Consider the following 22725-nt stretch of genomic DNA (forward strand, 5'->3'; position numbering starts at 1 on the left):
CCACCTCGAAAAATAAAACGGGTCGTGATTAACTGGGCGGTCCCGGACTCGCTCGGGTAAACTGGCCGCCGCTTTTTACAAGATCAGACGCAGGGGTCAGATTATGCCGCTCACTCAAGAGCAGAAGAAACAGTACAAATCCATTGGCCACCATCTGAAACCAGTTCTGATTGTGGCAGATAACGGTTTGACTGAAGGTGTGTTAGCCGAATTCGAACGTGCACTGAACGATCATGAACTGATCAAGATCAAGGTCAACATCCTTGATCGCGAAGCTCGCCTGGCTGCTATTGCAGAACTATGCAAGGCAGGCAAAGCGGACCTGGTCCAGGTCATCGGCAAGATGGCGCTGCTGTATCGCAAAAACTTCAGCGTCAACAAGCAACTGTCGAACGTACACCGCTTCAAGTAATAAAAAGGGTCACGGGCGTGCTTCGCGCGCCCCGCCACTCCATCCCGGTGCAGGCTGTAAAACCAGCACCAGGCCGGAGAACCCTAGCACAAGATAGCTGAATAGCTGCCAGCGCAACGCTTCCGGCAACCAGACATGCACCACGCAAAACATTGCGCATGCATACAGCGCCATCAACAGCAGTTGCCCGCGAATATCCCGCCACAAACTCCCCAAGCCCTCGGCCTTGACCAGCACCAATACCTGGAGTGTCACGCACGCCGCCGCAAAACCCACCAGCAGCGCACTGAGTAGTCCATCGATCTCGTCGATCAGCAGCGGTGCCAGGCCAATCAGGCCCAGCGCCGGCAACACACCGATGTGCAACAACCACAGGCCGCCCACCCAAAGCATCTGGGAGAGCTGCCAAAGCATGGCGCCCGCACGAAGCGGGCGCCGTCTTTCAGATGTGACGAACTTCAACAATCTCGTACTCGATCACACCGCTCGGCGTTTTCACAGCGACCACATCACCCTCTTCCTTGGCGATCAAGGCGCGAGCAATCGGAGACCCCACAGAGATCTTGCCTTGCTTGATGTCGGCCTCGTCCTCTCCCACGATGTGGTAGGTCACGCTTTCATCGGTCTCGACATTGGCGATTTCGACGGTCGTACCGAAGATCACCTTGCCCGTATGAGGAATGGTGGTCACATCGATGACCACGGAGTTCTGCAGACGGCCTTCGATGTCACGGATCCGCGCTTCGACCATACCTTGCTGCTCGCGGGCAGCGTGGTATTCGGCGTTTTCCTTCAGGTCACCCAGTTCGCGGGCCGTCCCGATGTCCTGGCTCAGCTTCGGACGGACGACCTTGGTCAGGTGGGCGTGCTCCTCTTCCAGGGCCTTGAAGCCCTGGACGGTCATTGGGTATTTGGTCATGCCTTCAATCCTGCGTGTAGATCCTGCAAGCGACGCACGGTCTTTTCCGGACCGAACTTGAGCGCTTCACAGATGGCTTCGCCAGCAGCAATGGTGGTGGTGCAGTAGATCTTGTGCTGCAAGGCGTTACGACGAATGGAATAGGAATCCGCGATCGACTGGCGACCTTCGGTGGTGTTGATGATCAGGGTGACTTCGTCATTCTTGATCATGTCGACCACGTGCGGACGGCCTTCCGTCACCTTGTTCACGCGACGCACTTTGAGGCCGGCAGCTTCGATCAGCTTGGCGGTCCCGGCAGTGGCCACGACTTCGAAGCCCAAGTTGATCAGATCGCGGGCCACGCCTGCAACCAGTGGCTTGTCGTCATCACGCACACTGATAAACGCAGTACCGCCGGTCGGCAGCACTTCGCTGGCGCCCATCTGGGCCTTGGCAAACGCCTCACCAAAGGTATCGCCAACGCCCATTACTTCACCGGTCGACTTCATCTCTGGGCCCAGGATCGGGTCCACGCCAGGGAATTTGGCGAATGGGAACACCGCCTCTTTCACACTGTAGAAGTTCGGAATGATTTCCTTGGTAAAGCCGATTTCCTTCAGGGTCTTACCAGCCATCACGCGGGCAGCGATCATGGCCAGGGACACACCGATGCACTTGGAAACAAACGGCACGGTACGCGAAGCACGCGGGTTGACCTCGATCACGTAGATGTCTTCGCCTTGCAACGCCAGTTGCACGTTCATCAGGCCGACAACACCCAGCTCCAGGGCCATTTTCTTGACCTGTTCGCGCATTTCGTCCTGGATGTGCGCCGGCAGCGAGTACGGCGGCAGCGAGCAAGCGGAGTCACCGGAGTGAACGCCCGCCTGTTCGATGTGCTGCATGATCGCGCCGATCACCACGTCGGTACCGTCGCACACCGCGTCCACGTCCATCTCGATGGCACAGTTGAGGAAGTGGTCCAGCAGCACCGGGCTGTCGTTGGACACTTTCACCGCGTCACGCAGGTAACGCTTGAGCTCTTCTTCTTCGTAGACGATTTCCATCGCACGACCGCCCAGCACGTAGGACGGACGCACCACCAGCGGGTAGCCGATCTTGCTGGCGGCACGGATGGCTTCGTCTTCGCTGCGCACAGTGGCGTTTGGCGGCTGACGCAGGTTCAGGCGCTCAACCATTTGCTGGAAGCGCTCGCGGTCTTCTGCACGGTCGATGGCGTCCGGGCTGGTACCGATGATCGGCACGCCGGCCGCTTCCAGGGCACGCGCCAGTTTCAGCGGAGTTTGCCCGCCGTACTGGACGATCACGCCTTTTGGCTTCTCGACGCGCACGATTTCCAGCACGTCTTCCAGGGTCACTGGCTCGAAGTACAGACGATCGGAGGTGTCGTAGTCAGTGGAAACGGTTTCCGGGTTGCAGTTGACCATGATGGTCTCGTAGCCATCTTCGCGCAGGGCGAGGGCAGCGTGGACGCAGCAGTAGTCGAACTCGATACCCTGGCCGATGCGGTTCGGACCGCCGCCCAGGATCATGATCTTGTCGCGACCCGACGGCGCGGCTTCGCACTCCTCCTCATAGGTGGAGTACAGGTACGCGGTGTCGGTGGAGAACTCGGCCGCGCAGGTGTCAACACGCTTGTAGACCGGGAAGATCTCCAGCTTGTGGCGATGGGTACGCAGGTTCTTCTCGGTCACACCCAGCAGCTTGGCCAGACGCTGATCAGAGAAACCTTTGCGCTTGAGGCGGAACATCATGTCGCGGTCGATGCTGGCCAGACCCAGGGTCTTGACCTTCTCTTCTTCCTTGATCAGATCTTCGATCTGCACCAGGAACCACGGGTCGATCATGTTCATGCCGAAGATGTCTTCGACGGTCATGCCGGCACGGAACGCGTCCGCCACGTACCAGATGCGCTCGGCGCCCGGCACGGTCAGCTCGCGCTTGAGCACGCTCATGCTTTCCGGGTTGCTCAGGTCGAGTTTCTCGTCCAGGCCGCAAACGCCCACTTCCAGGCCGCGCAGGGCTTTCTGCAGGGATTCCTGGAAGGTACGGCCGATGGCCATGACCTCACCGACAGACTTCATCTGGGTGGTCAGGCGCGCATCAGCCTTGGCGAATTTCTCGAAGGCAAAACGTGGCAGCTTGGTGACGACGTAGTCGATGGAAGGCTCGAAGGACGCCGGGGTCTTGCCGCCAGTGATGTCGTTCGACAGCTCGTCCAGGGTGTAACCCACGGCCAGCTTGGCCGCGACCTTGGCGATCGGGAAGCCGGTGGCTTTCGAAGCCAGGGCCGACGAACGGGACACACGCGGGTTCATCTCGATCACGACCATGCGGCCAGTGTTCGGGCAGATACCGAACTGAACGTTGGAGCCGCCGGTTTCCACGCCGATCTCGCGCAGTACCGCCAGGGAGGCGTTACGCAGGATCTGGTATTCCTTGTCGGTCAGGGTCTGTGCCGGAGCCACGGTGATCGAGTCACCGGTGTGCACGCCCATCGGGTCGAAGTTTTCGATGGAGCAGACGATGATGCAGTTGTCCTTTTTATCGCGGACAACCTCCATCTCGTATTCTTTCCAGCCGATCAGGGATTCGTCGATCAGCAGCTCTTTGGTCGGCGACAGGTCCAGGCCGCGGGCGCAGATTTCTTCGAACTCTTCACGGTTGTAAGCGATACCGCCACCGGTGCCGCCCATGGTGAACGACGGACGAATGATGCACGGGAAGCCCAGGGTCTCGAGGACCGCATTGGCTTCTTCCATGCTGTGGGCGATACCGGAGCGCGGGCAGGCCAGGCCGATGGACTTCATGGCCTTGTCGAAGCGCGAACGGTCCTCAGCCTTGTCGATGGTGTCGGCATTGGCGCCGATCATCTCTACGCCGAACTTTTCCAGGACGCCTTCGCGCTCAAGGTCCAGGGCGCAGTTCAGTGCGGTCTGGCCACCCATGGTCGGCAGCAGCGCGTCCGGACGCTCTTTCTCGATGATCTTGGCAACGGTCTGCCACTTGATCGGCTCGATGTAGGTGGCGTCGGCCATGGCCGGGTCGGTCATGATGGTGGCCGGGTTGGAGTTCACCAGGATGACGCGGTAGCCCTCCTCGCGCAGGGCCTTACAGGCCTGGGCGCCGGAGTAGTCGAATTCACAGGCCTGGCCGATCACGATCGGGCCAGCGCCGAGAATCAGGATGCTTTTTATGTCTGTACGTTTTGGCATGGGTTTGTCACTCAAATCCGCAGGTCAGTCGGCAAGCCGTCTTGAACAATCTTTGAAGAGCCTGCGGGGGCCACCGACATCCGGGGCCGCCCGCAGGCCGCTCAGTCAGCGTCGCTTGGCCATCTCATTGATGAAACGGTCGAACAGCGGCGCTACGTCGTTCGGGCCCGGGCTGGCTTCAGGGTGGCCCTGGAAGCTGAACGCGCTCTTGTCGGTGCGCTCGATACCCTGCAGGGAACCGTCGAACAGCGACTTGTGAATGGCGCGCACGTTGCTCGGCAGGGTGGCTTCATCTACCGCAAAACCGTGGTTCTGGCTGGTGATCATCACAACGCCGGTATCCAGGTCTTGTACCGGGTGGTTGGCGCCGTGGTGGCCATGACCCATTTTCAGGGTCTTGGCGCCGGAGGCCAGGGCCAGCAATTGGTGACCGAGGCAGATACCGAACACCGGAATCTCGGTTTCCAGCACTTCCTTGATCGCCTGGATGGCGTAGTCGCATGGCTCAGGGTCACCCGGGCCATTGGACAGGAACACGCCGTCCGGTTGCAGGGCGAGCACGTCGCTGGCCGGGGTTTGCGCCGGCACCACGGTCACGCGGCAACCGCGCTCGACCAGCATGCGCAGGATGTTGTACTTCACGCCGTAGTCATAGGCGACCACGTGGTAAGGCAGGTCTGCGGCTTCGATGGTCGCGTGGCTGTCGGTCTTCAAGTCCCAGACCGTGGAGCGCCATTCGTACTTCTCTTTGACGCTGACGACTTTCGCCAGGTCCATGCCCTTCAGGCCAGGGAAACCTTGGGCTGCGGCAATCGCCGCCTCTTCGGAAATATTGTCACCGACCATGATGCAGCCGTTCTGCGACCCCTTCTCACGCAGGATGCGCGTAAGGCGGCGCGTGTCGATACCCGCGATCGCCACAACATTGTTGGCCTTCAGGTAATCAGACAGCGACATCGTGTTACGCCAGTTGCTCGCAACCAGGGGCAGGTCACGAATCACCAGACCGGCAGACCAGACACGATCAGACTCGACGTCTTCCGGTGTAGTACCGGTGTTGCCGATGTGCGGATAGGTCAAGGTAACGATCTGTTGGGCGTAGGAAGGATCGGTAAGGATTTCCTGATAGCCGGTCATGGCAGTGTTAAACACTACCTCTCCAACGGTCTGACCGTCGGCTCCAATGGCTTCGCCGCGAAAAATGCTGCCATCAGCAAGGGCGAGTATGGCTGGCTTAGTCAAGAAGACCTCCCGTAAATAAAGCCTGAAAGGGCGATCGCAGGTTGTAAAAAAGCGGAGTGACGTATGGACACGTCACCCCGCTTCTTCACTGAATTATTCTGCGCGCTTTTAGTGGACACACTAAAGCTGTAGCTTACAGAAAAAGGCTTTTTTGGTCCACCGCTAATGAGCCTTAAAGGCAGGGGAATGCGACAGGACGTCGCTCAGCGGGTAAAAACGGGGCCTAAGCATAAGCTTGAGGCCCCGTTTTAGCTACTGCTTAGTGCAGATCCAGCACATCGCGCATGTCGTAAAGACCCGCTTCGCGACCTTCCAACCAGAGCGCTGCACGCACCGCACCCTTGGCAAACGTCATGCGACTGGACGCTTTGTGCGTGATTTCCAGGCGCTCGCCCTCAGTGGCGAACAAGACGGTGTGATCACCCACCACATCCCCCCCGCGCACCGTTGCAAAGCCGATGGTGTCACGCGCACGCGCGCCGGTATGGCCTTCGCGGCCGTATACCGCCACTTTCGACAGGTCGCGACCCAGCGCATCAGCGATCGCCTCGCCCATGCGCAGCGCAGTGCCCGACGGCGCATCGATCTTGTGGCGATGATGGGTCTCGATGATTTCGATATCCGCCTCATCCCCCAGCACGCGCGCTGCCAGATCAAGCAACTTGAGCGACAGGTTCACGCCCACGCTGAAGTTGGCCGCGAAGACGATAGGAATATCCTTGCCCGCCTCCACCAGCAACTGCTTCTGCTCAACCGTCAAACCGGTGGTGCCGATCACCATCGCCTTGCCCGCCTTGCGGCAGAACGCCAGGTTTTTCAGCATCACTTCCGGCAGGGTGAAGTCGATCAGTACGTCGAACTCGTCAGCCACCTGCTCCAGGTTGCCCGACAACGAAACGCCGATGCGCCCCAGCGAAGCCAGCTCACCGGCATCCGCACCGATCAACGTGCTGCCCGGGCGGACGATCGCCGCCGTCAGCCCGGAGGCCGGCGAGCGTTGCTGCACCGCCTCGACCAGCGTCTTGCCCATGCGCCCGGCAGCGCCCATTACGGCTATACGTCGCATATTCAATTCCTTACAGATCGCCGAAGAAGCGCTTCACACCGTCGAAAAAGCCCGCGGTTTTCGGCGAGTGAGAGTCATCACCCTCCATCGAGCTGCGGAACTCCTCAAGCAGTTCGCGCTGACGGCGATTCAGGTTGACCGGAGTCTCTACCGCCACACGACACATCAGGTCGCCAGCACCGCCGCCACGCACCGGCGCAACGCCCTTGCCACGGATACGGAATTGCTTGCCAGTCTGGGTGCCTTCAGGGATCTTGAGCTTGACTCGACCGTCGAGCGTTGGAATCTCAAGCTCGCCACCCAGCGCCGCATCAACAAAGCTGATCGGCACTTCGCAGAACAAGTGCTTACCGTCACGCTGGAAGATCGAGTGCTCGCGCACATTGATCACCACGTACAAGTCCCCCGTAGGGCCACCCTGCGTACCCGCCTCGCCTTCACCCGACAGACGAATGCGATCACCGGTATCCACACCCGCCGGCACTTTCACCGAAAGGGTTTTGTACTCTTCGACACGACCTTCGCCGTGGCAGGAGTCGCACGGGTCGGAAATGATCTTGCCCTGGCCATGGCAGCGCGGGCAGGTCTGCTGCACAGAGAAGAAGCCCTGCTGCATACGGACCTGACCAATACCGCCGCACGTTGGGCAGGTGATCGGCGAAGAGCCTTTCTTGGCCCCCGAACCGTCGCACGGCTTGCAGTTGACCAGCGTCGGCACACGGATATTGACGCTGGTGCCGCGTACGGCTTCTTCCAGATTCAACTCAAGGGTGTAGCGCAAGTCGCTGCCACGCTGGGCGCCGCCACGCTGACCACCCCGGCCACCACCGAAGAAGTCGCTGAATACATCGCCGAAGATATCGGAGAAGTTCTGGCCACCAAAACCGGCACCGCCGCCGCCCATGCTCGGGTCGACACCGGCGTGGCCATACTGGTCGTACGCTGCCCGTTTGTTGGGATCGGACAGGCATTCGTAGGCCTCGTTGGCCTCTTTGAACATTTCCTCGGATTCTTTGCTATCCGGATTACGGTCCGGGTGATGCTTCATCGCCAGGCGACGGTAGGCCTTCTTCAGGTCCGTCTCGCTGGAGCCGCGCTCCACACCCAATACTTCGTAATAGTCACGCTTTGCCATAAGTCTTTGCACTCTTAAGGACGTTCGGCCAGACCCTCCTGAGCCTTGCCAAACTCGTTGAGCCCCAATACAGGCCCGGACCCAACTCACGTCAATTCAACGATCCTGGTCATTACTACTTTTAGCCAGGGACCCGGCCAAAAATGCGGTATTTACTGCTCGGAAAGCAGGAGCATTCCCGATCACACCGCCAGCATCCGAAGACTGTCGCATGCTGTAAAAATTCGCATACCCCAGACACGCCAACGCGGGAGCAAGCTCCCGCGCGGCGACATCCTACCAGTCACCGCTTGATAGCGGTCAACCGGGCGACCAACTTACTTCTGGTCTTTGACTTCTTCGAACTCGGCATCGACAACGTCGTCGTGCTTGGCTTCAGGCTCTGCCTGTTGCGCAGCACCGTCAGCTGGCTGACCTTGTTCGGCGTACATTTTCTGAGCAACTGGCGCAGACACTTTCGACAGTTCTTCGATCTTGGCTTCGATAGCTGCCTTGTCATCGCCTTTCACGGCGGTTTCCAGGGCAACGACAGCAGCTTCGATGGCAGCCTTCTCTTCGGCAGTCACTTTATCGCCAGCATCAGCGACCATTTTGCGCGTCGAGTGAACCAGCGCATCACCCTGGTTACGGGCACCAGCCAGCTCGGCAAACTTGGCATCCGCATCAGCGTTTGCTTCAGCATCACGAATCATCTGTTGAATTTCTTCATCAGACAGACCGGAGTTGGCCTTGATGGTGATCTTCTGCTCTTTGCCAGTCGCCTTGTCTTTCGCGCCAACGTGCAGGATGCCGTTGGCATCGATGTCGAAGGTCACTTCGATTTGTGGCACGCCACGTGGAGCTGGTGGAATCTCGGCCAGGTCGAACTTGCCCAGGGACTTGTTCTGAGCAGCCTGCTTACGCTCACCTTGCAGCACGTGAATGGTCACCGCGCCCTGGTTGTCGTCGGCAGTCGAGAACACCTGGGATTTCTTGGTAGGAATCGTGGTGTTTTTCTCGATCAGCGCAGTCATCACGCCGCCCATGGTTTCGATACCCAGGGTCAGCGGGCTGACGTCCAGCAGCAGCACGTCTTTCACGTCGCCGGCCAGTACCGCACCCTGGATGGCAGCACCCATGGCAACCGCTTCGTCCGGGTTCACGTCTTTACGTGCTTCCTTGCCGAAGAACTCGGTGACTTTCTGTTGAACCAATGGCATACGGGTCTGACCGCCGACCAGGATCACGTCGTTGATGGAACCAACGTCGATACCGGCGTCTTTCAGCGCGATGCGGCAAGGTTCGATGGTGCGCTGAACCAGGTCTTCAACCAGTGCTTCCAACTTGGCGCGAGAAATCTTCACGTTCAAGTGCTTAGGACCGGTGGCATCTGCAGTGATGTACGGCAGGTTCACGTCGGTCGACATGCTCGAGGACAGTTCGATCTTGGCCTTCTCGGCAGCTTCTTTCAGGCGCTGCATGGCCAGCGGATCACCCTTGAGGTTCATGCCGCTTTCTTTCTTGAATTCGTCAACGAGGTAGTCGATCAGACGAATGTCGAAGTCTTCACCACCCAGGAAGGTGTCGCCGTTGGTGGCCAACACTTCGAACTGGTGCTCGCCGTCAACTTCAGCGATCTCGATAACCGAGACGTCGAAGGTACCACCACCCAGGTCATAAACGATCACAGTGTGGTCGCCCTTGGCCTTGTCCATACCGTAAGCCAGAGCAGCTGCGGTTGGTTCGTTGATGATACGTTTTACGTCCAGGCCCGCGATGCGGCCGGCGTCTTTGGTCGCCTGGCGCTGGCTGTCGTTGAAGTAGGCCGGAACGGTAATTACCGCTTCGGTCACTGTTTCACCGAGGTAGTCTTCGGCCGTTTTCTTCATCTTTTTCAAGACTTCAGCCGAAATCTGCGGTGCAGACATCTTGTTGCCATTTACTTCAACCCAGGCGTCACCGTTGTCAGCCTTGGCGATTTTGTAAGGCACCATCTTGATGTCTTTCTGTACGACTTCTTCGTCGAATTTACGACCGATCAGACGCTTTACTGCGTACAGAGTGTTGTGCGGGTTGGTGACAGCCTGGCGCTTGGCCGACTGACCGACCAGGATCTCGCCGTCATTTGCGTAAGCAATGATCGACGGAGTGGTACGCGCGCCTTCGGCGTTCTCAATGACTTTGGCCTTGCCGTTTTCCATGACGGACACACACGAGTTGGTGGTCCCCAGGTCGATACCGATAATTTTGCCCATGATTTACTCTCCCGAAACTTGAATTTGGTTGCCGCAGCAGTGGTGGCTAACTGCGGTAGCACTTAAACGCTTGACTTATAGATGGGGGCTTTAAAGCGTATTTCAAGCCTGCTCATCAATAGAAGGCGCAACCGGAGCAGGCGCCTTGCTCACCACGACCATCGCCGGGCGCAGCAGGCGACCGTTGAGCTGGTAGCCCTTCTGGAACACTTTCAGCACGCTGTTAGGCTCCAGGTCATGGCTTTCCTGCATCGACATGGCCTGATGATGTTCAGCGTTGAACGGTTCGCCGCCGGTTGGATCGATGGCTTCCAGCTGATAACGCTTCAGGGTGTCCTGGAACATTTTCAGGGTCAGCTCGATCCCTTCGCGCATTGGGCGGATGTTTTCGTCATCCGGATTGGACAACTCGAGACCACGCTCCAGGCTGTCGATGATCGGCAGCAAGTCACCGGCGAATTTTTCCAGTGCGAACTTGTGAGCCTTCTCTACATCCTGCTCGGCACGGCGGCGGACGTTCTGCAGATCGGCGGCAACACGCAAAGACTGATCCTGCGCAGCGGCCAATTGCTCTTCGAGCACTTGCACGCGAGTTGCCAGCTCGTCGCCGACAGCCGAATTGGCGTCTGGAGTTTGCGTATCCTGCGTCTGTTCGTCAGCCATAGTTTTCTCCTTTCAAAATCATGCGCGAACTCAACTCGCGCTTCTGTTCCGGTATATGGGGCCACAATTTCCAGGTTCAAGGGCGTAGGCGTTACCAAAAGTCTTTCCCATGACCGGGATCAACTCCTGCCCCTTCATTCCTCAGCGCGCTAAAAAACACGTCTATTCAAGCAAATCGAGCTAAACGCCAGGATTGTCAGTCTCGAACAAAACACTGTATAAATAACCAGATCTAAAGCCTGGGAGCGGCCGTCATGCTCGTGCACCTGTCCGTACATAACTACGCCATCGTTGAACACCTGGATCTCGAACTGGACCGCGGGATGAGCGTAATCACAGGCGAAACCGGCGCCGGCAAGTCGATCATGCTCGATGCCCTGGGCCTCACCCTGGGTGATCGCGCCGACAGCGGCGTGGTGCGCCCCGGCGCAGACAAGGCTGATATCCTGGCCACCTTCGACCTGGCCGATATTCCCGAGGCCGAAACCTGGCTGGTCGAACGCGACCTTGATAATGAAGGCCCGTGCATCCTGCGACGGGTTATCACGGCGGAGGGTCGCTCTCGCGGCTATATCAACGGTACGCCCTGCCCACTGGGCGACCTGAAAGCCCTGGGCGAGCTGCTTATCGATATCCACAGCCAGCATGAGCACCAGTCGCTCCTGAAGACCGACACCCATCGCCGCCTGCTCGATGAATACGCCGGCGCCACAGACCTTGCCCGCCAGGTGCAACTGGCCGCCCAGCGCTGGCGCCAGACTCGCCAGGAACTGGAGCGACTCTCCAACTCCGGCGATGAACAACGTGCTCGCCATCAGCTGCTCAGCTATCAACTCGAAGAACTGGAGAGCCTGGGCCTGGGCGAGAACGAACTGGAGCAGCTCGAGCAGGAACACAAGAACCTCACCAACGCAGAAACACTGCTGGGTATTTGTCGCCAGGTGGTTGAGCAATGCAGTGAAAGCGACTCAGGCAACGTGCTCAATGCACTGACTGCCAGCCTCAATCGCTTGTCGAGCGTGAACAATGCCTCCGGCTCGCTGAGCGAAGCTACGACGCTGCTCACCAGTGCACAGATCCAGGTGGAGGAAGCGGTCGGCGAACTGAATCGCTTCCTGGATCACTTCGATGCCGACCCGGCACGCCTGCAGGAAATAGAAGAACGCCTGGACACCATCTATACCCTGGCGCGCAAGCATCGAATCCAGCCCACCGAAGTGGCAACAATGCAGCAAAAGCTGCTGGATGAAATCGAGACCCTGAATGCGAATGACGAGTCCATCGAACGACTGGGCGAAGAACTCGCCTCGTTCGCTCGTCATTACCAGGAGAAAGCGCGCGAACTGAGCGACCTGCGCCAACAAGCCGCGACCGGCCTGGCCAGCGCAGTAGAGCTGGAGATCCAACGCCTGGGCATGCCGGGCGGGCGCTTCACCATCGAACTGCACGCCAACACCAGCAACGAGCTGCAACCCCACGGGCTGGAGCAGGTTGAACTACTGGTAAGCGCCAACCCTGGACAGCCGCTCAAGGCGTTGGCAAAAGTGGCATCCGGCGGCGAGCTCTCGCGGATCAGCCTGGCGATCCAGGTGATTACCGCGCAAACCTCCCGGGTACCGACACTGGTATTCGACGAAGTTGACGTGGGCATTGGCGGGCCGACAGCAGAAATTGTTGGCCAACTGTTGCGACGCCTGGGGGATCGAGGCCAGGTACTGACGGTCACCCACTTACCGCAAGTGGCAGCCCAAGGTCATCAACACTTGTTTGTGCACAAGGTACGCGGCAGTGATGCGACGCACACGGCCGTGTCCAAGCTGAACAAGTCCGAACGTGTGGAAGAAGTGGCGCGCATGCTCGGCGGTATTGATTTGACCAAGGAGTCGTTGGCGCACGCGAAGAAAATGGTCGTGGCAGCAAAGGCCTGAGCGAACAACATTCCTTCTTTATAGAAAGCACGAAGGCGACCCTGAGGTCGCCTTCGATCGTTTTGCAGCGTAAATCTGCAGCGCTTGTTACTTTTTCTTACGGATGTACAGGACCAGATTATGGTCAACCAGATCGAAGCCATGCTCTTCAGCAATCTTATGCTGCAACGCTTCGATTTCCGGGCTGGTGAACTCGATAACCTCGTTGGTATCCAGGTCAACCATGTGGTCGTGATGACCACCGTCAGCCAATTCGAACACTGCATGACCGCCGTCGAAATTATGACGAACCACCAGCCCAGCGGCTTCAAACTGGGTCAGCACACGGTAAACCGTGGCCAGACCAACGTCCTCATTAGACTCCATCAGCGCCTTGTAGACATCCTCGGCACTCATGTGGCGCTGCTCAGCAGAATCGAGCATTTGTAGAATCTTGACTCGTGGCAGAGTCACTTTGAGACCGGCTTTGCGTAGTTCGCTATTTTCAACCATGGTTAGCTTTCTCGCGGATGCTGCTTCGCAGCTTCTCTTAATACGGGTATGATCGGCGTTTACGTTGTCCCAGCCAAGATAGTGGAAGTCGCCCACCGATGCAAAACACCAAGCTCTTGCTAACCAGTTTCACCTTTGTGGGACTGCTCGCACTCGCCGGTTGTTCATTCCCCGGGGTTTACAAAATCGACATCCAGCAGGGCAATGTCGTCACGCAGGACATGATAGACCAGTTACGCCCCGGAATGACCCGACGGCAAGTACGGTTTATCATGGGTAATCCCCTGCTGACCGACACTTTCCATGCCGATCGCTGGGATTATCTCTACAGCCTGCAACCAGGTGGCGGTGAACGCCAGCAGGAGCGCGTCAGTGTCATCTTCAATGGCAATGACCAGCTTGTCAGCCTGTCCGGCGACTTCATGCCCGGCGTAAGCCGTGATGAAGCCCTGCTTGGCAAGGATAACGGTAACAACGTGACTGCGCCTGCGCAGGAAGGCGAGAAGCCGAAGTCCGAAGTACCGGCCAAGCCTGGCTCCTTGCTCGACAAGATCCAGAAAGACGTCGACGGGGTGGAGACAGTACCCGTCCCGACGCCGCAGCCTCTGGACACCAGCCCGCAGTAAGTGTGCGGCGCTCAACAAAAAGCCCGGCATGCCGGGCTTTTTGTTGCCTGCCATTTGCCTGGCCTATGGGTGCTGCTGCTTGGCCAGGGCCGCCTTGGCCGCGCGGAGCCGGCGCACCTCTTTCGGATCCACCAATAACGGACGGTAAATCTCAATACGGTCACCGGCCTGCACTGCGCGCACGTCGGCATCCGCAACCACCTTGCCGAATATCCCCAAAGGGCAATTCGCTGGATCCAGCTCGGGAAATCGCGCTGCAATACCGGACGCCTGCACCGCAGCACGCAGATGAGTGCCCACCGGCACCGACACCGCCAGCAACACCTGGCGATCCTCGGCGGCATACACCACTTCGATCTCAACCATGCAGTTGCTTGGCTCGCTGACAAAAAGCATCCACCAGGGTATTGGCGGCCTGGTTGAACAACGGCCCCAACGTCGCCCGCACAATAGGCCCGGCATAGTCAAAAGAAAGATCCAGGCTGATTTTGCAGGCCTTATCCGTCAGCGCCTTGAACACCCATACGCCATGCAGTTGGGTAAACGGCCCTTCCTGCAAATTCATTTCGATGGACTTACCGGGCACCAGCACATTACGCGTAACAAAATGCTGACTAAGGCCACTCTTCGCGACACCGACACTGGCGACCATGTGGTCATCACTGCTTTCCAGCACCTCGGCCGTTGAGCACCACGGCAGGAATTCCGGGTAACGCGCCACGTCGTTGACCAGGTCATAGAGCGCCTGTGCCGGATAGGGCAACAGCGCTGAACGTTGAATGTGCGTCGTCATGTGTGCGTTATTTCCACAGCTGAGGCAAACATCGCGAAAAAACAGCCCGATCCGCGAAAGAAAAAATCCAGAGAACTGCCTGCATTGTCCGGGATTCATCCAACACGCTCAAGCACGCAGGTTGACCGTAGCCGACACGCTCGCAACTCCCTATAATGCCGCCCCTATGGCTAAACAAAAGAAACACCCCACAGGGACCATCGCGCAAAACAAAAAGGCGCGACACGATTACTTCATCGAACATCGGTTCGAGGCTGGTCTGGTCCTGGCCGGCTGGGAAGTAAAGAGTCTGCGTGCCAGCAAGCTGCAACTGGTCGACAGTTATGTGCTGCTCAAGGATGGCGAGGCATGGCTGCTCGGCAGTCATATCACCCCGCTGACCACCGCGAGCACCCACGTGATCGCCGACCCGGTGCGTACGCGCAAGCTGCTGCTCAATGCCCGCGAACTGGAAAAGCTCGCAGCCGCTGTACAGCAGAAGGGCTATGCCTGCGTCTGTCTGTCCTGGTATTGGAGCAAGCACCTGGTCAAGTGCGAAATCGCACTGGGCAAGGGCAAGAAGGAATACGACAAGCGTGATTCCGAGCGCGAACGTGATTCCAACCGCGAACTGCATCGCGCCGTGCGCAACAAGGGCAAGGAAGAATAATCCTTGCTGCGATGCAGCCGTGGGCGCCCCCCTCGGCTACATCCCCTTGCGCCGCTCCGCACGCGCCACGCGCTGAACTTCCTGACGCACTTCCTCCAGCACTTCCTGCACATACAGCAGGTGACGTGTTGAAACCTCGCGCGCCTGCTCGGCGCGACCTTCGATAATCGCCAGGTACAGATCCCGATGCTGATTGATCAGCATGTCGCGGGTTTCCGTACGCTGCTGGTACATGCCACCAATGTTGGTCACCACATTTCGTTTCAGCAGGTCGAACAGACCGCGAATGGTGTGCAGCAACACGGCGTTATGACTGGCTTCGGCGATCGCCAAGTGAAACCGCGCATCGGCCGCGCCCTCTTCCGCTCGACTCACTTCATCGCAGCGGGTGTAGCAATCCTGTAGCACCTCGAACGCCGCCGTCAGCCGCTCGCGATCAACCTCCGTGGCGCGCAGCGCGGCGTAATAGGCGCAAGACGCTTCGAGGGTTTGACGAAACTCCAGCAGATCACGCTGGGCCTCGGGATTGTTCTCCAGCAGGTGCAGCAACGGATCACTGAACGTGGAGCCCAGGGACTCAGCCACATAATTGCCACCGCCTTGACGGCTGACGAGCAACCCCTTGGCCGCCAACTTCTGGATCGCCTCGCGCAAGGAAGGCCGCGACACCCCGAACTGCTCAGCCAAAGCGCGCTCGGCCGGCAAGCGCTCACCCGACTTCAGCGTGCCCTCGAGGATCATGCCCTCAAGCTGCTCGACAATATCGTCAGACAAACGGCGCTGACGCACCTGATCAAACCCCATCACTCACTCTCCACCATCCCGACCACTCGCCGGGGCTCTATTCTGGCCTATCGCAGCACTTGCGGCACCTATCAGAACGCCTTCCTTTCAACCGATCAGCCCCCCCTGCACACCGACCTACGACCAAAGTTTCGCAAGCGGCAAATTGACACGCCCTGGCAAGGCTTTTACTCTAGCCAACAGCGATTGTAAATTGGTATTACCAATTATCCAGGCTGACCAAACAACAACAATCAGGGGCCACCCCATATGCAAACCTGGCAACAGCTCTACAGCCCGCTCGGCAGCCTCGGCCTGTCCGCACTGGCGGCCGTCATCCCGATCGTATTCTTCTTCCTGGCCCTGGCCGTGTTTCGCCTCAAAGGGCATGTGGCCGGCAGCATCACCCTGGCGCTGTCGATCCTGGTGGCGATCTTCGCCTTCCAGATGCCGGTGGACATGGCGCTGGCCGCCGCCGGTTACGGCTTTGCCTACGGCCTATGGCCTATCGCGTGGATCATCGTCGCGGCCGTGTTCCTCTACAAACTCACGGTCAAAAGCGGCCAATTCGAGATCATCCGCAGTTCGGTCCTGTCGATTACCGATGACCAACGCCTGCAAGTGCTGCTGATCGGCTTCTGCTTCGGCGCCTTCCTGGAAGGTGCGGCCGGTTTTGGCGCCCCCGTGGCGATCACCGCAGCGTTGTTGGTCGGCCTGGGCTTCAACCCGCTGTACGCCGCCGGCCTGTGCCTGATCGCAAACACCGCTCCCGTGGCCTTTGGCGCCTTGGGCATCCCGATCATCGTGGCCGGGCAAGTCACTGGCATCGACGCGTTCAAGATCGGCGCCATGACCGGCCGCCAATTGCCGCTACTGTCGCTGTTCGTGCCTTTCTGGCTGGTGTTCATGATGGACGGCTTGCGCGGCGTGCGTGAAACCTGGCCGGCCGCTCTGGTGGCAGGCTTGAGCTTTGCCATCACCCAGTACTTCACCTCCAACTTCATCGGCCCTGAACTGCCGGACATCACCTCGGCCCTGGCCAGCCTGATTTCCCTGACCCTGTTCCTGAAAGTCTGGCAACCCAAGCGCACTGCGGGCGCACAGATTGCCGGCGCCACCTCCAGCGCTGCGGTCACCGCAAGTGCAGGCGGTTTCGGCCTGCCGCGCAACACGATTGTCTCGCCCTACAGCCTGGTGCAGATTTTCAAGGCCTGGTCGCCGTTCCTGATTCTCACGGTGCTGGTCACCATCTGGACCCTCAAGCCGTTCAAAGCGATGTTCGCCGCCGGTGGCTCGATGTACAGCTGGGTGTTCAACTTTGCGATCCCGCACCTGGATCAACTGGTGATCAAGGTCGCACCGATCGTGACCAACCCCACTGCGATTCCGGCCGTGTTCAAGCTGGACCCGATTTCCGCGACCGGCACCGCGATTTTCTTCTCCGCGCTGATCTCGATGCTGGTACTGAAGATCGACATCAAGACTGGTCTTACCACTTTAAAAGAGACCTTCTACGAACTGCGCTGGCCGATCCTGTCCATCGGCATGGTGCTGGCCTTTGCTTTCGTCACCAACTACTCCGGCATGTCGTCGACCATGGCGCTGGTATTGGCTGGCACCGGTGCAGCCTTCCCGTTCTTCTCGCCTTTCCTCGGCTGGCTGGGGGTTTTCCTGACAGGCTCCGACACGTCGTCCAACGCCCTGTTCAGCTCGCTGCAAGCCACCACTGCGCATCAGATCGGTGTGAACGACACCCTGCTGGTTGCCGCGAACACCAGCGGCGGCGTCACCGGCAAAATGATCTCGCCACAATCCATCGCCGTGGCCTGCGCCGCCACCGGCCTGGTGGGCAAGGAATCCGACCTGTTCCGCTTCACCCTCAAGCACAGCTTGTTCTTTGCCACCATCGTCGGGCTGATCACCCTGGCCCAGGCCTACTGGTTCACCGGTATGCTGGTGCACTGAGACCTGCATGCAATAGGGTAAGAATCGACGCCGGACAACGGTTCCGGCGTCTGCTATTTCTGGAGGACCGATGAGCCTGCCTGCTGCTTTCCTGCGCGACGCCGCACAACTGATCCCGAAAGATCGACGCTTCGACGACCCGCTTTCCACCCTCGCCTTCGGCACCGACGCCAGTTTTTACCGACTGATCCCACAGCTGGTGATCCGCGTGGAGTCGGAAGACGAAGTCGTCGCGCTGCTGCAACTGGCTCAACGCGACCACGTTCCAGTGACCTTCCGTGCCGCTGGCACCAGCCTGTCCGGCCAAGCCATCAGCGACTCGGTGCTGATCGTACTGGGGGACAACTGGAATGGCCGCGAAATTCGCGGCCAAGGCACACAAATCCGCCTGCAGCCCGGCGTGATCGGCGCCCAGGCCAACGCGTGGCTGGCGCCGTTCGGGCGCAAGATCGGGCCGGACCCAGCGTCGATCAACGCCTGCAAAATCGGCGGCATCGTCGCCAACAATGCCAGCGGCATGTGCTGCGGCACGGCGCAGAACACCTACCACACCCTGGCCGGGATACGCCTGGTATTGGCTGACGGCAGCCGCCTGGATACCGAAGACGCAGCCAGCGTGGCGGCGTTTCGCGAACAGCACGGCGCGCTGCTTGAGCGTCTGGCGACACTGGGGCGCGAGACCCGCGCAAATACTGAACTGGCGGCAAAGATCCGCCACAAATATCGTCTGAAAAATACCACCGGGCTGTCACTCAATGCCTTGGTGGATTTCGACGAGCCCCTCGATATCCTCAGCCATCTGCTGGTGGGCTCCGAGGGGACCCTCGGGTTTATCAGCGCGGTCACCTACGACACCGTGATCGATCACCCCAACAAAGCGTCGGCGTTGATTGTGTTTCCAGACGTCGAAACCTGCTGCAATGCAGTCACCGTCCTCAAGACCCAACCCGTTTCGGCCGTTGAGCTGCTGGACCGTCGCAGCATGCGCTCGGTACAGAACAAGCCGGGCATGCCCGCTTTCGTACAGCACCTATCGGAAAATGCCTGCGCCCTATTGATCGAGTCGCGTGCAGCGTCCTCGTCGTTACTGCACGAGCAGCTGGCGCTGATCATGGCTTCCCTGGCCCAGTTTCCGGTCGAGAAGCAGGTCGACTTCACCGAAGACCCCATGGAAAACGCCCGCCTGTGGGCGATCCGCAAGGACACCTTTCCCGCCGTCGGCGCCGTGCGCAAAACCGGCACCACAGTAATCATCGAGGACGTGACCTTCCCGGTCGAACAACTGGCAATCGGCGTGAATCGCTTGATCGAGCTGTTCGACAAACATCACTACGACGAAGCGATACTTTTCGGACACGCGCTGGAAGGCAATCTGCACTTCGTGTTCACCCAAGGCTTCAACAGCGCGCAAGAAGTCACACGCTACCAAGCGTTCATGGACGACGTGGCACAACTGGTAGCGGTGGAATTCGGTGGTTCGCTGAAAGCCGAACACGGCACCGGCCGCAATATGGCCCCGTTCGTCGAGCTGGAATGGGGCAGCGATGCCTATCAACTGATGTGGCAACTCAAGCGCCTGCTCGACCCCAACGGCATTCTCAACCCGGACGTGGTGCTCAGCGAAGACCCGCAAATCCACCTCAAGCACCTCAAGCCGCTGCCTGCCGCCGACGAGCTTGTGGATAAGTGCATCGAATGCGGTTTCTGCGAACCGGTGTGCCCGTCGAAAGGCCTGACTCTGAGCCCCCGCCAGCGCATCGTGATCTGGCGCGATATCCAGGCGAAAAAACGCGCTGGTATCGACACCGCTGAGCTGGAAGCCGCCTATCAATACCAGGGCATCGACACCTGCGCCGCCACCGGCCTGTGCGCCCAGCGTTGCCCTGTAGGAATTAATACCGGCGACCTGGTGAAAAAACTGCGCAGCCGCGATGCTGACCGTACGAAAACCGCCGAATGGCTCGCCACGCATTTCGCCACCGCGCTGCAAGGCGCGCGTTTTACACTGCATGTGGCCAATGGCGCACGCATGCTGCTGGGCGCCCCGCGCCTGGCGAAGCTATCGGCCGGCGTGACCAGGCTGTCCAAGGGGCAGATTCCGCAGTGGACCAACGCCATGCCGCAGCCGGAGAAAGCCATTCGCTTCAGCCCGGCGGTGACGGACGAGCGACCCCGGGTGGTCTACCTGGCGGCCTGCGTCTCACGCGCCATGGGCCCGGCGGCGGGCGATAAAGAGCAGATGTCGCTGTACGACAAAACCCGCAACCTGTTGGAAAAAGCCGGTTACCAAGTCGTGTTCCCCGACAATCAGGACAGCCTGTGCTGCGGCCAGCCGTTCGCCTCCAAAGGCTACGCCGAACAGGCCGAACACAAGCGCCAGGAACTGATCGGCGCACTGCTCCACGCCAGCCGTGGCGGGCTCGACCCGATCTACTGCGACACCAGCCCCTGCACCCTGCGCCTGGTGCAGGACCTGGGCGAAACGCGCCTGGATCTTTACGACCCCGTACGATTTATCCGCACGCACCTGATGGACCGCCTCGACTTCACCCCCCAGGAAGCCCCCATCGCAGTGCATGTCACCTGCAGCACCCAGCACCTGGGCGAGAGCCAGGCCCTGATCGACCTCGCTCGCCGCTGCTCCAACACCGTGGTGATCCCGGAAGGCATTCATTGCTGCGGGTTCGCCGGCGACAAGGGCTTCACCACGCCGGAACTCAACGCCCACTCACTGCGCACCCTCAAGGATGCGGTGCAATATTGCAGCGAAGGCATCTCCACCAGCCGCACCTGCGAGATCGGCCTGAGCCAGCATGGCGGCATCGATTATCACGGCTTGGTCTACCTGGTGGACCGCGTCACCCAGGCCCGCGCTCACTGAGCCTGCAAAAAAAACAGAACCCCTGCGCGCCGGCGTAGTCATCTGCATAGGCCTCGCCAAGCGAGGTTTATCAGTGATGTCGCTGGCAGCGGTTGAACGCCAGCAGCGTCGAGCCCTTTTGCGCAAGGAGATACCCTATGAAGCGTTCCGCTCTTGCTGGCTTGTTCATTACCGCTGCGATGCTGGCCTCCCCTGTGTTCGCGGCGGGCGAGCCCGATCTGTGCAAAATCAATCTGGACAAAATCAACAACGGTAAAGCGCTGCTCGCCACCGACACCAGTGGTAAAAGCGGCGAGATAGACACTGCCGTCTCCCAGGCCAAGGCGGCCCACGCTGCGGGTGATGACAAAAAATGCATCGAGATCACCTCGAAGGCGCTGCAAGACCTGCAGAACAGCGAAAAAGGCGGCCAATAGGCAGCGCCGTAGCGGAAGACCAACCTTCGGGTTGGCCTTCCGCGAGTGTTTGGCGTACACTGCATAGGCTTGTCACTCACTAAGAAACAACGAGTTACAAGCACGGGGCCGTTTAGGATTCGACGCCGGTCGCGAAACTTTAGGTGCATGCCGAGTTGGTAACAGAACTCGTAAATCCACTGTTGCAACTTCTTATAGTTGCCAATGACGAAAACTACGGCCAGGAATTCGCTCTCGCTGCGTAAGCAGCCTTAGCCCTGAGCTTCTGGTACCTTCGGGTCCAGCAATCACCAGGGGATGTCTGTAAACCCAAAGTGATTGTCATATAGAACAGAATCGCCGTGCAGTACGTTGTGGACGAAGCGGCTAAAACTTACACAACTCGCCCAAAGCATCCTGCCCTTCGGGTCGCTGAGGGTTAACTTAATAGAAACGGCTACGCATGTAGTACCGACAGCGGAGTACTGGCGGACGGGGGTTCAAATCCCCCCGGCTCCACCAAATCAACGAAAAAAGACGTCTATGGACGTCTTTTTTTGTGCCTGCGATCTAGTAAATACGCGGTCTTCTGCGCTTTGCGTCCAACCCCAACAATAATTTTCGTCACGGCCAACATCCGTCCGTCTGGTGCCGACTGCCATCACTTGCTAGCCCAGAAACGGCCCATTTTTCAAACTAACGAACAGAGGGGAAAAGCCGCTAGCCGGTGGGCATGGGGGTCGTTGCGGCCTACTTAGCGATGCTCAAAGTACCTATCGAATATTGGCAAGCAATGCGGAACTCAGAGAGCGTGTAAGAAAAAACACAAAAAAGCTGCGCAAGCGGCGAAAACTCTTACAATCCCACGCAGATTTCCTACACATTCTTTGTGCCCCCCCGATACTCAAGAGATTGCCCCGTGAGTGACTCAGACACCTCATCCGTGCCGCTGGTTGACGTAGTGAAGCTTGCCGCATCCCTTCAGCGTTTCGCAGATGACCGCGACTGGCAGCAGTTCCACTCCCCGAAAAATCTCATCTTGGCGCTCACTGGCGAGGTAGGAGAGCTATGCGAGATTTTCCAATGGATGAGCGATGCCGATTCGCTCTCCGTAGTTAAAGATCCCGAAATAGGCCTCGCCGTAAAAGACGAATTGGCGGACGTACTGATGTACCTGGTTCGCCTGAGCAGCGTGCTCGGCATCGACCTCAACGAGGCGGTGACACGGAAACTCGCCTCGAACGGCCAGAAGTACCCCGTGGATAAAGCCAAAAGCAGCAGCAAAAAGTACGACCGACTCTGATCAGCCCTAATCTAAGGACAA

20 protein-coding genes and 1 other RNA gene are annotated in these 22725 nt (G+C 58.9%); 9 read left to right on the forward strand and 12 right to left on the reverse strand.

The window, feature by feature from the left end:
- The first annotated feature begins 103 nt into the window (after positions 1-103).
- On the forward strand, positions 104-412 hold the full coding sequence (gene yhbY, locus LUU92_RS24775) for a ribosome assembly RNA-binding protein YhbY (RefSeq protein WP_028617972.1): 309 nt from the start codon (positions 104-106) through the stop codon (positions 410-412).
- 9 nt (positions 413-421) lie between these two features.
- On the opposite strand, the gene LUU92_RS24780 is transcribed toward yhbY, so the two are convergent.
- The 8 genes from LUU92_RS24780 to grpE all read right to left on the reverse strand — a co-directional run bounded on the left by LUU92_RS24780 (position 422) and on the right by grpE (position 10889).
- A complete protein-coding gene (locus tag LUU92_RS24780; RefSeq protein WP_071489994.1) occupies positions 422-826 on the reverse strand; it encodes an MFS transporter in 405 nt (134 codons plus the stop codon).
- A 28-nt stretch (positions 827-854) separates the two neighbouring features.
- Complete coding sequence (gene greA, locus LUU92_RS24785; protein ID WP_060752268.1) at positions 855-1331, reverse strand: transcription elongation factor GreA; 477 nt, start codon at positions 1329-1331, stop codon at positions 855-857.
- Positions 1328-4549, reverse strand: a complete 3222-nt coding sequence (gene carB, locus LUU92_RS24790) for a carbamoyl-phosphate synthase large subunit (protein WP_010206612.1) — start codon at positions 4547-4549, stop codon at positions 1328-1330. The genes greA and carB overlap by 4 nt, the downstream gene beginning before the upstream one ends.
- A gap of 105 nt (positions 4550-4654) precedes the next feature.
- The gene (gene carA, locus LUU92_RS24795) at positions 4655-5791 is read right to left on the reverse strand and encodes a glutamine-hydrolyzing carbamoyl-phosphate synthase small subunit (RefSeq protein ID WP_071489993.1); all 1137 of its coding nucleotides are present in this window, start codon (positions 5789-5791) and stop codon (positions 4655-4657) included.
- 259 nt (positions 5792-6050) lie between these two features.
- Positions 6051-6857 (reverse strand): 4-hydroxy-tetrahydrodipicolinate reductase, encoded by an 807-nt coding sequence (gene dapB, locus LUU92_RS24800; protein WP_092248366.1) that lies wholly within the window; start codon positions 6855-6857, stop codon positions 6051-6053.
- Between the two features lie 10 nt (positions 6858-6867).
- Positions 6868-7992 (reverse strand): molecular chaperone DnaJ, encoded by a 1125-nt coding sequence (dnaJ, locus tag LUU92_RS24805; RefSeq protein ID WP_071489991.1) that lies wholly within the window; start codon positions 7990-7992, stop codon positions 6868-6870.
- Positions 7993-8309: 317 nt separating this feature from the next.
- Entirely contained in the window at positions 8310-10226 is a 1917-nt protein-coding gene (gene dnaK, locus LUU92_RS24810) for a molecular chaperone DnaK (RefSeq protein WP_257102778.1), read from the reverse strand.
- Between the two features lie 102 nt (positions 10227-10328).
- Positions 10329-10889, reverse strand: a complete 561-nt coding sequence (gene grpE / locus LUU92_RS24815) for a nucleotide exchange factor GrpE (RefSeq protein WP_071489989.1) — start codon at positions 10887-10889, stop codon at positions 10329-10331.
- A 254-nt stretch (positions 10890-11143) separates the two neighbouring features.
- On the opposite strand from grpE, the gene recN reads away from it, so the two are divergent.
- Positions 11144-12817, forward strand: coding sequence for a DNA repair protein RecN (gene recN, locus LUU92_RS24820; RefSeq protein ID WP_257102779.1), 1674 nt, complete (start codon positions 11144-11146; stop codon positions 12815-12817).
- A gap of 87 nt (positions 12818-12904) precedes the next feature.
- Here recN and fur read toward each other — a convergent pair whose 3' ends face one another.
- Positions 12905-13309, reverse strand: coding sequence for a ferric iron uptake transcriptional regulator (gene fur, locus LUU92_RS24825; protein WP_003194220.1), 405 nt, complete (start codon positions 13307-13309; stop codon positions 12905-12907).
- 98 nt (positions 13310-13407) lie between these two features.
- Here fur and LUU92_RS24830 point away from each other — a divergent pair, with 98 nt between their 5' ends.
- Positions 13408-13935 (forward strand): outer membrane protein assembly factor BamE, encoded by a 528-nt coding sequence (locus LUU92_RS24830; protein WP_071489987.1) that lies wholly within the window; start codon positions 13408-13410, stop codon positions 13933-13935.
- A 63-nt stretch (positions 13936-13998) separates the two neighbouring features.
- Here LUU92_RS24830 and LUU92_RS24835 read toward each other — a convergent pair whose 3' ends face one another.
- Positions 13999-14301: an RnfH family protein gene (locus LUU92_RS24835; RefSeq protein ID WP_222540445.1), complete on the reverse strand. Its 303-nt coding sequence runs from the start codon at positions 14299-14301 to the stop codon at positions 13999-14001.
- The gene (locus LUU92_RS24840) at positions 14294-14728 is read right to left on the reverse strand and encodes a type II toxin-antitoxin system RatA family toxin (protein WP_071489985.1); all 435 of its coding nucleotides are present in this window, start codon (positions 14726-14728) and stop codon (positions 14294-14296) included. Before LUU92_RS24840 ends, LUU92_RS24835 begins: the two co-directional genes overlap by 8 nt.
- Before the next feature lie 166 nt (positions 14729-14894).
- On the opposite strand from LUU92_RS24840, the gene smpB reads away from it, so the two are divergent.
- Positions 14895-15377 carry an SsrA-binding protein SmpB gene (smpB, locus tag LUU92_RS24845; protein ID WP_058427663.1) on the forward strand — a complete coding sequence of 161 codons (483 nt, stop codon included), beginning with the start codon at positions 14895-14897 and terminating at the stop codon, positions 15375-15377.
- A 36-nt stretch (positions 15378-15413) separates the two neighbouring features.
- Here the strand turns inward: smpB and LUU92_RS24850 are convergent, their stop codons facing one another.
- Positions 15414-16181: a GntR family transcriptional regulator gene (locus LUU92_RS24850; RefSeq protein ID WP_093529753.1), complete on the reverse strand. Its 768-nt coding sequence runs from the start codon at positions 16179-16181 to the stop codon at positions 15414-15416.
- Positions 16182-16430: 249 nt separating this feature from the next.
- On the opposite strand from LUU92_RS24850, the gene LUU92_RS24855 reads away from it, so the two are divergent.
- The 5 genes from LUU92_RS24855 (at position 16431) to LUU92_RS24875 (ending at position 22704) form a co-directional block, all read left to right on the forward strand.
- The gene (locus LUU92_RS24855; RefSeq protein WP_058427665.1) at positions 16431-18125 is read left to right on the forward strand and encodes a lactate permease LctP family transporter; all 1695 of its coding nucleotides are present in this window, start codon (positions 16431-16433) and stop codon (positions 18123-18125) included.
- Positions 18126-18195: 70 nt separating this feature from the next.
- Positions 18196-21006 carry an FAD-binding and (Fe-S)-binding domain-containing protein gene (locus tag LUU92_RS24860; protein ID WP_257102780.1) on the forward strand — a complete coding sequence of 937 codons (2811 nt, stop codon included), beginning with the start codon at positions 18196-18198 and terminating at the stop codon, positions 21004-21006.
- A 137-nt stretch (positions 21007-21143) separates the two neighbouring features.
- Entirely contained in the window at positions 21144-21422 is a 279-nt protein-coding gene (locus tag LUU92_RS24865) for a PA2433 domain-containing protein (RefSeq protein ID WP_010206635.1), read from the forward strand.
- 104 nt (positions 21423-21526) lie between these two features.
- Positions 21527-21923: a transfer-messenger RNA gene (gene ssrA, locus LUU92_RS24870) on the forward strand.
- 397 nt (positions 21924-22320) lie between these two features.
- Positions 22321-22704, forward strand: coding sequence for a nucleotide pyrophosphohydrolase (locus LUU92_RS24875; RefSeq protein WP_257102781.1), 384 nt, complete (start codon positions 22321-22323; stop codon positions 22702-22704).
- The last annotated feature ends 21 nt before the right edge of the window (positions 22705-22725 follow it).

The sequence above is a fragment of the Pseudomonas extremorientalis genome, from assembly GCF_024584605.1.
GTDB lineage: Bacteria > Pseudomonadota > Gammaproteobacteria > Pseudomonadales > Pseudomonadaceae > Aquipseudomonas > Aquipseudomonas extremorientalis.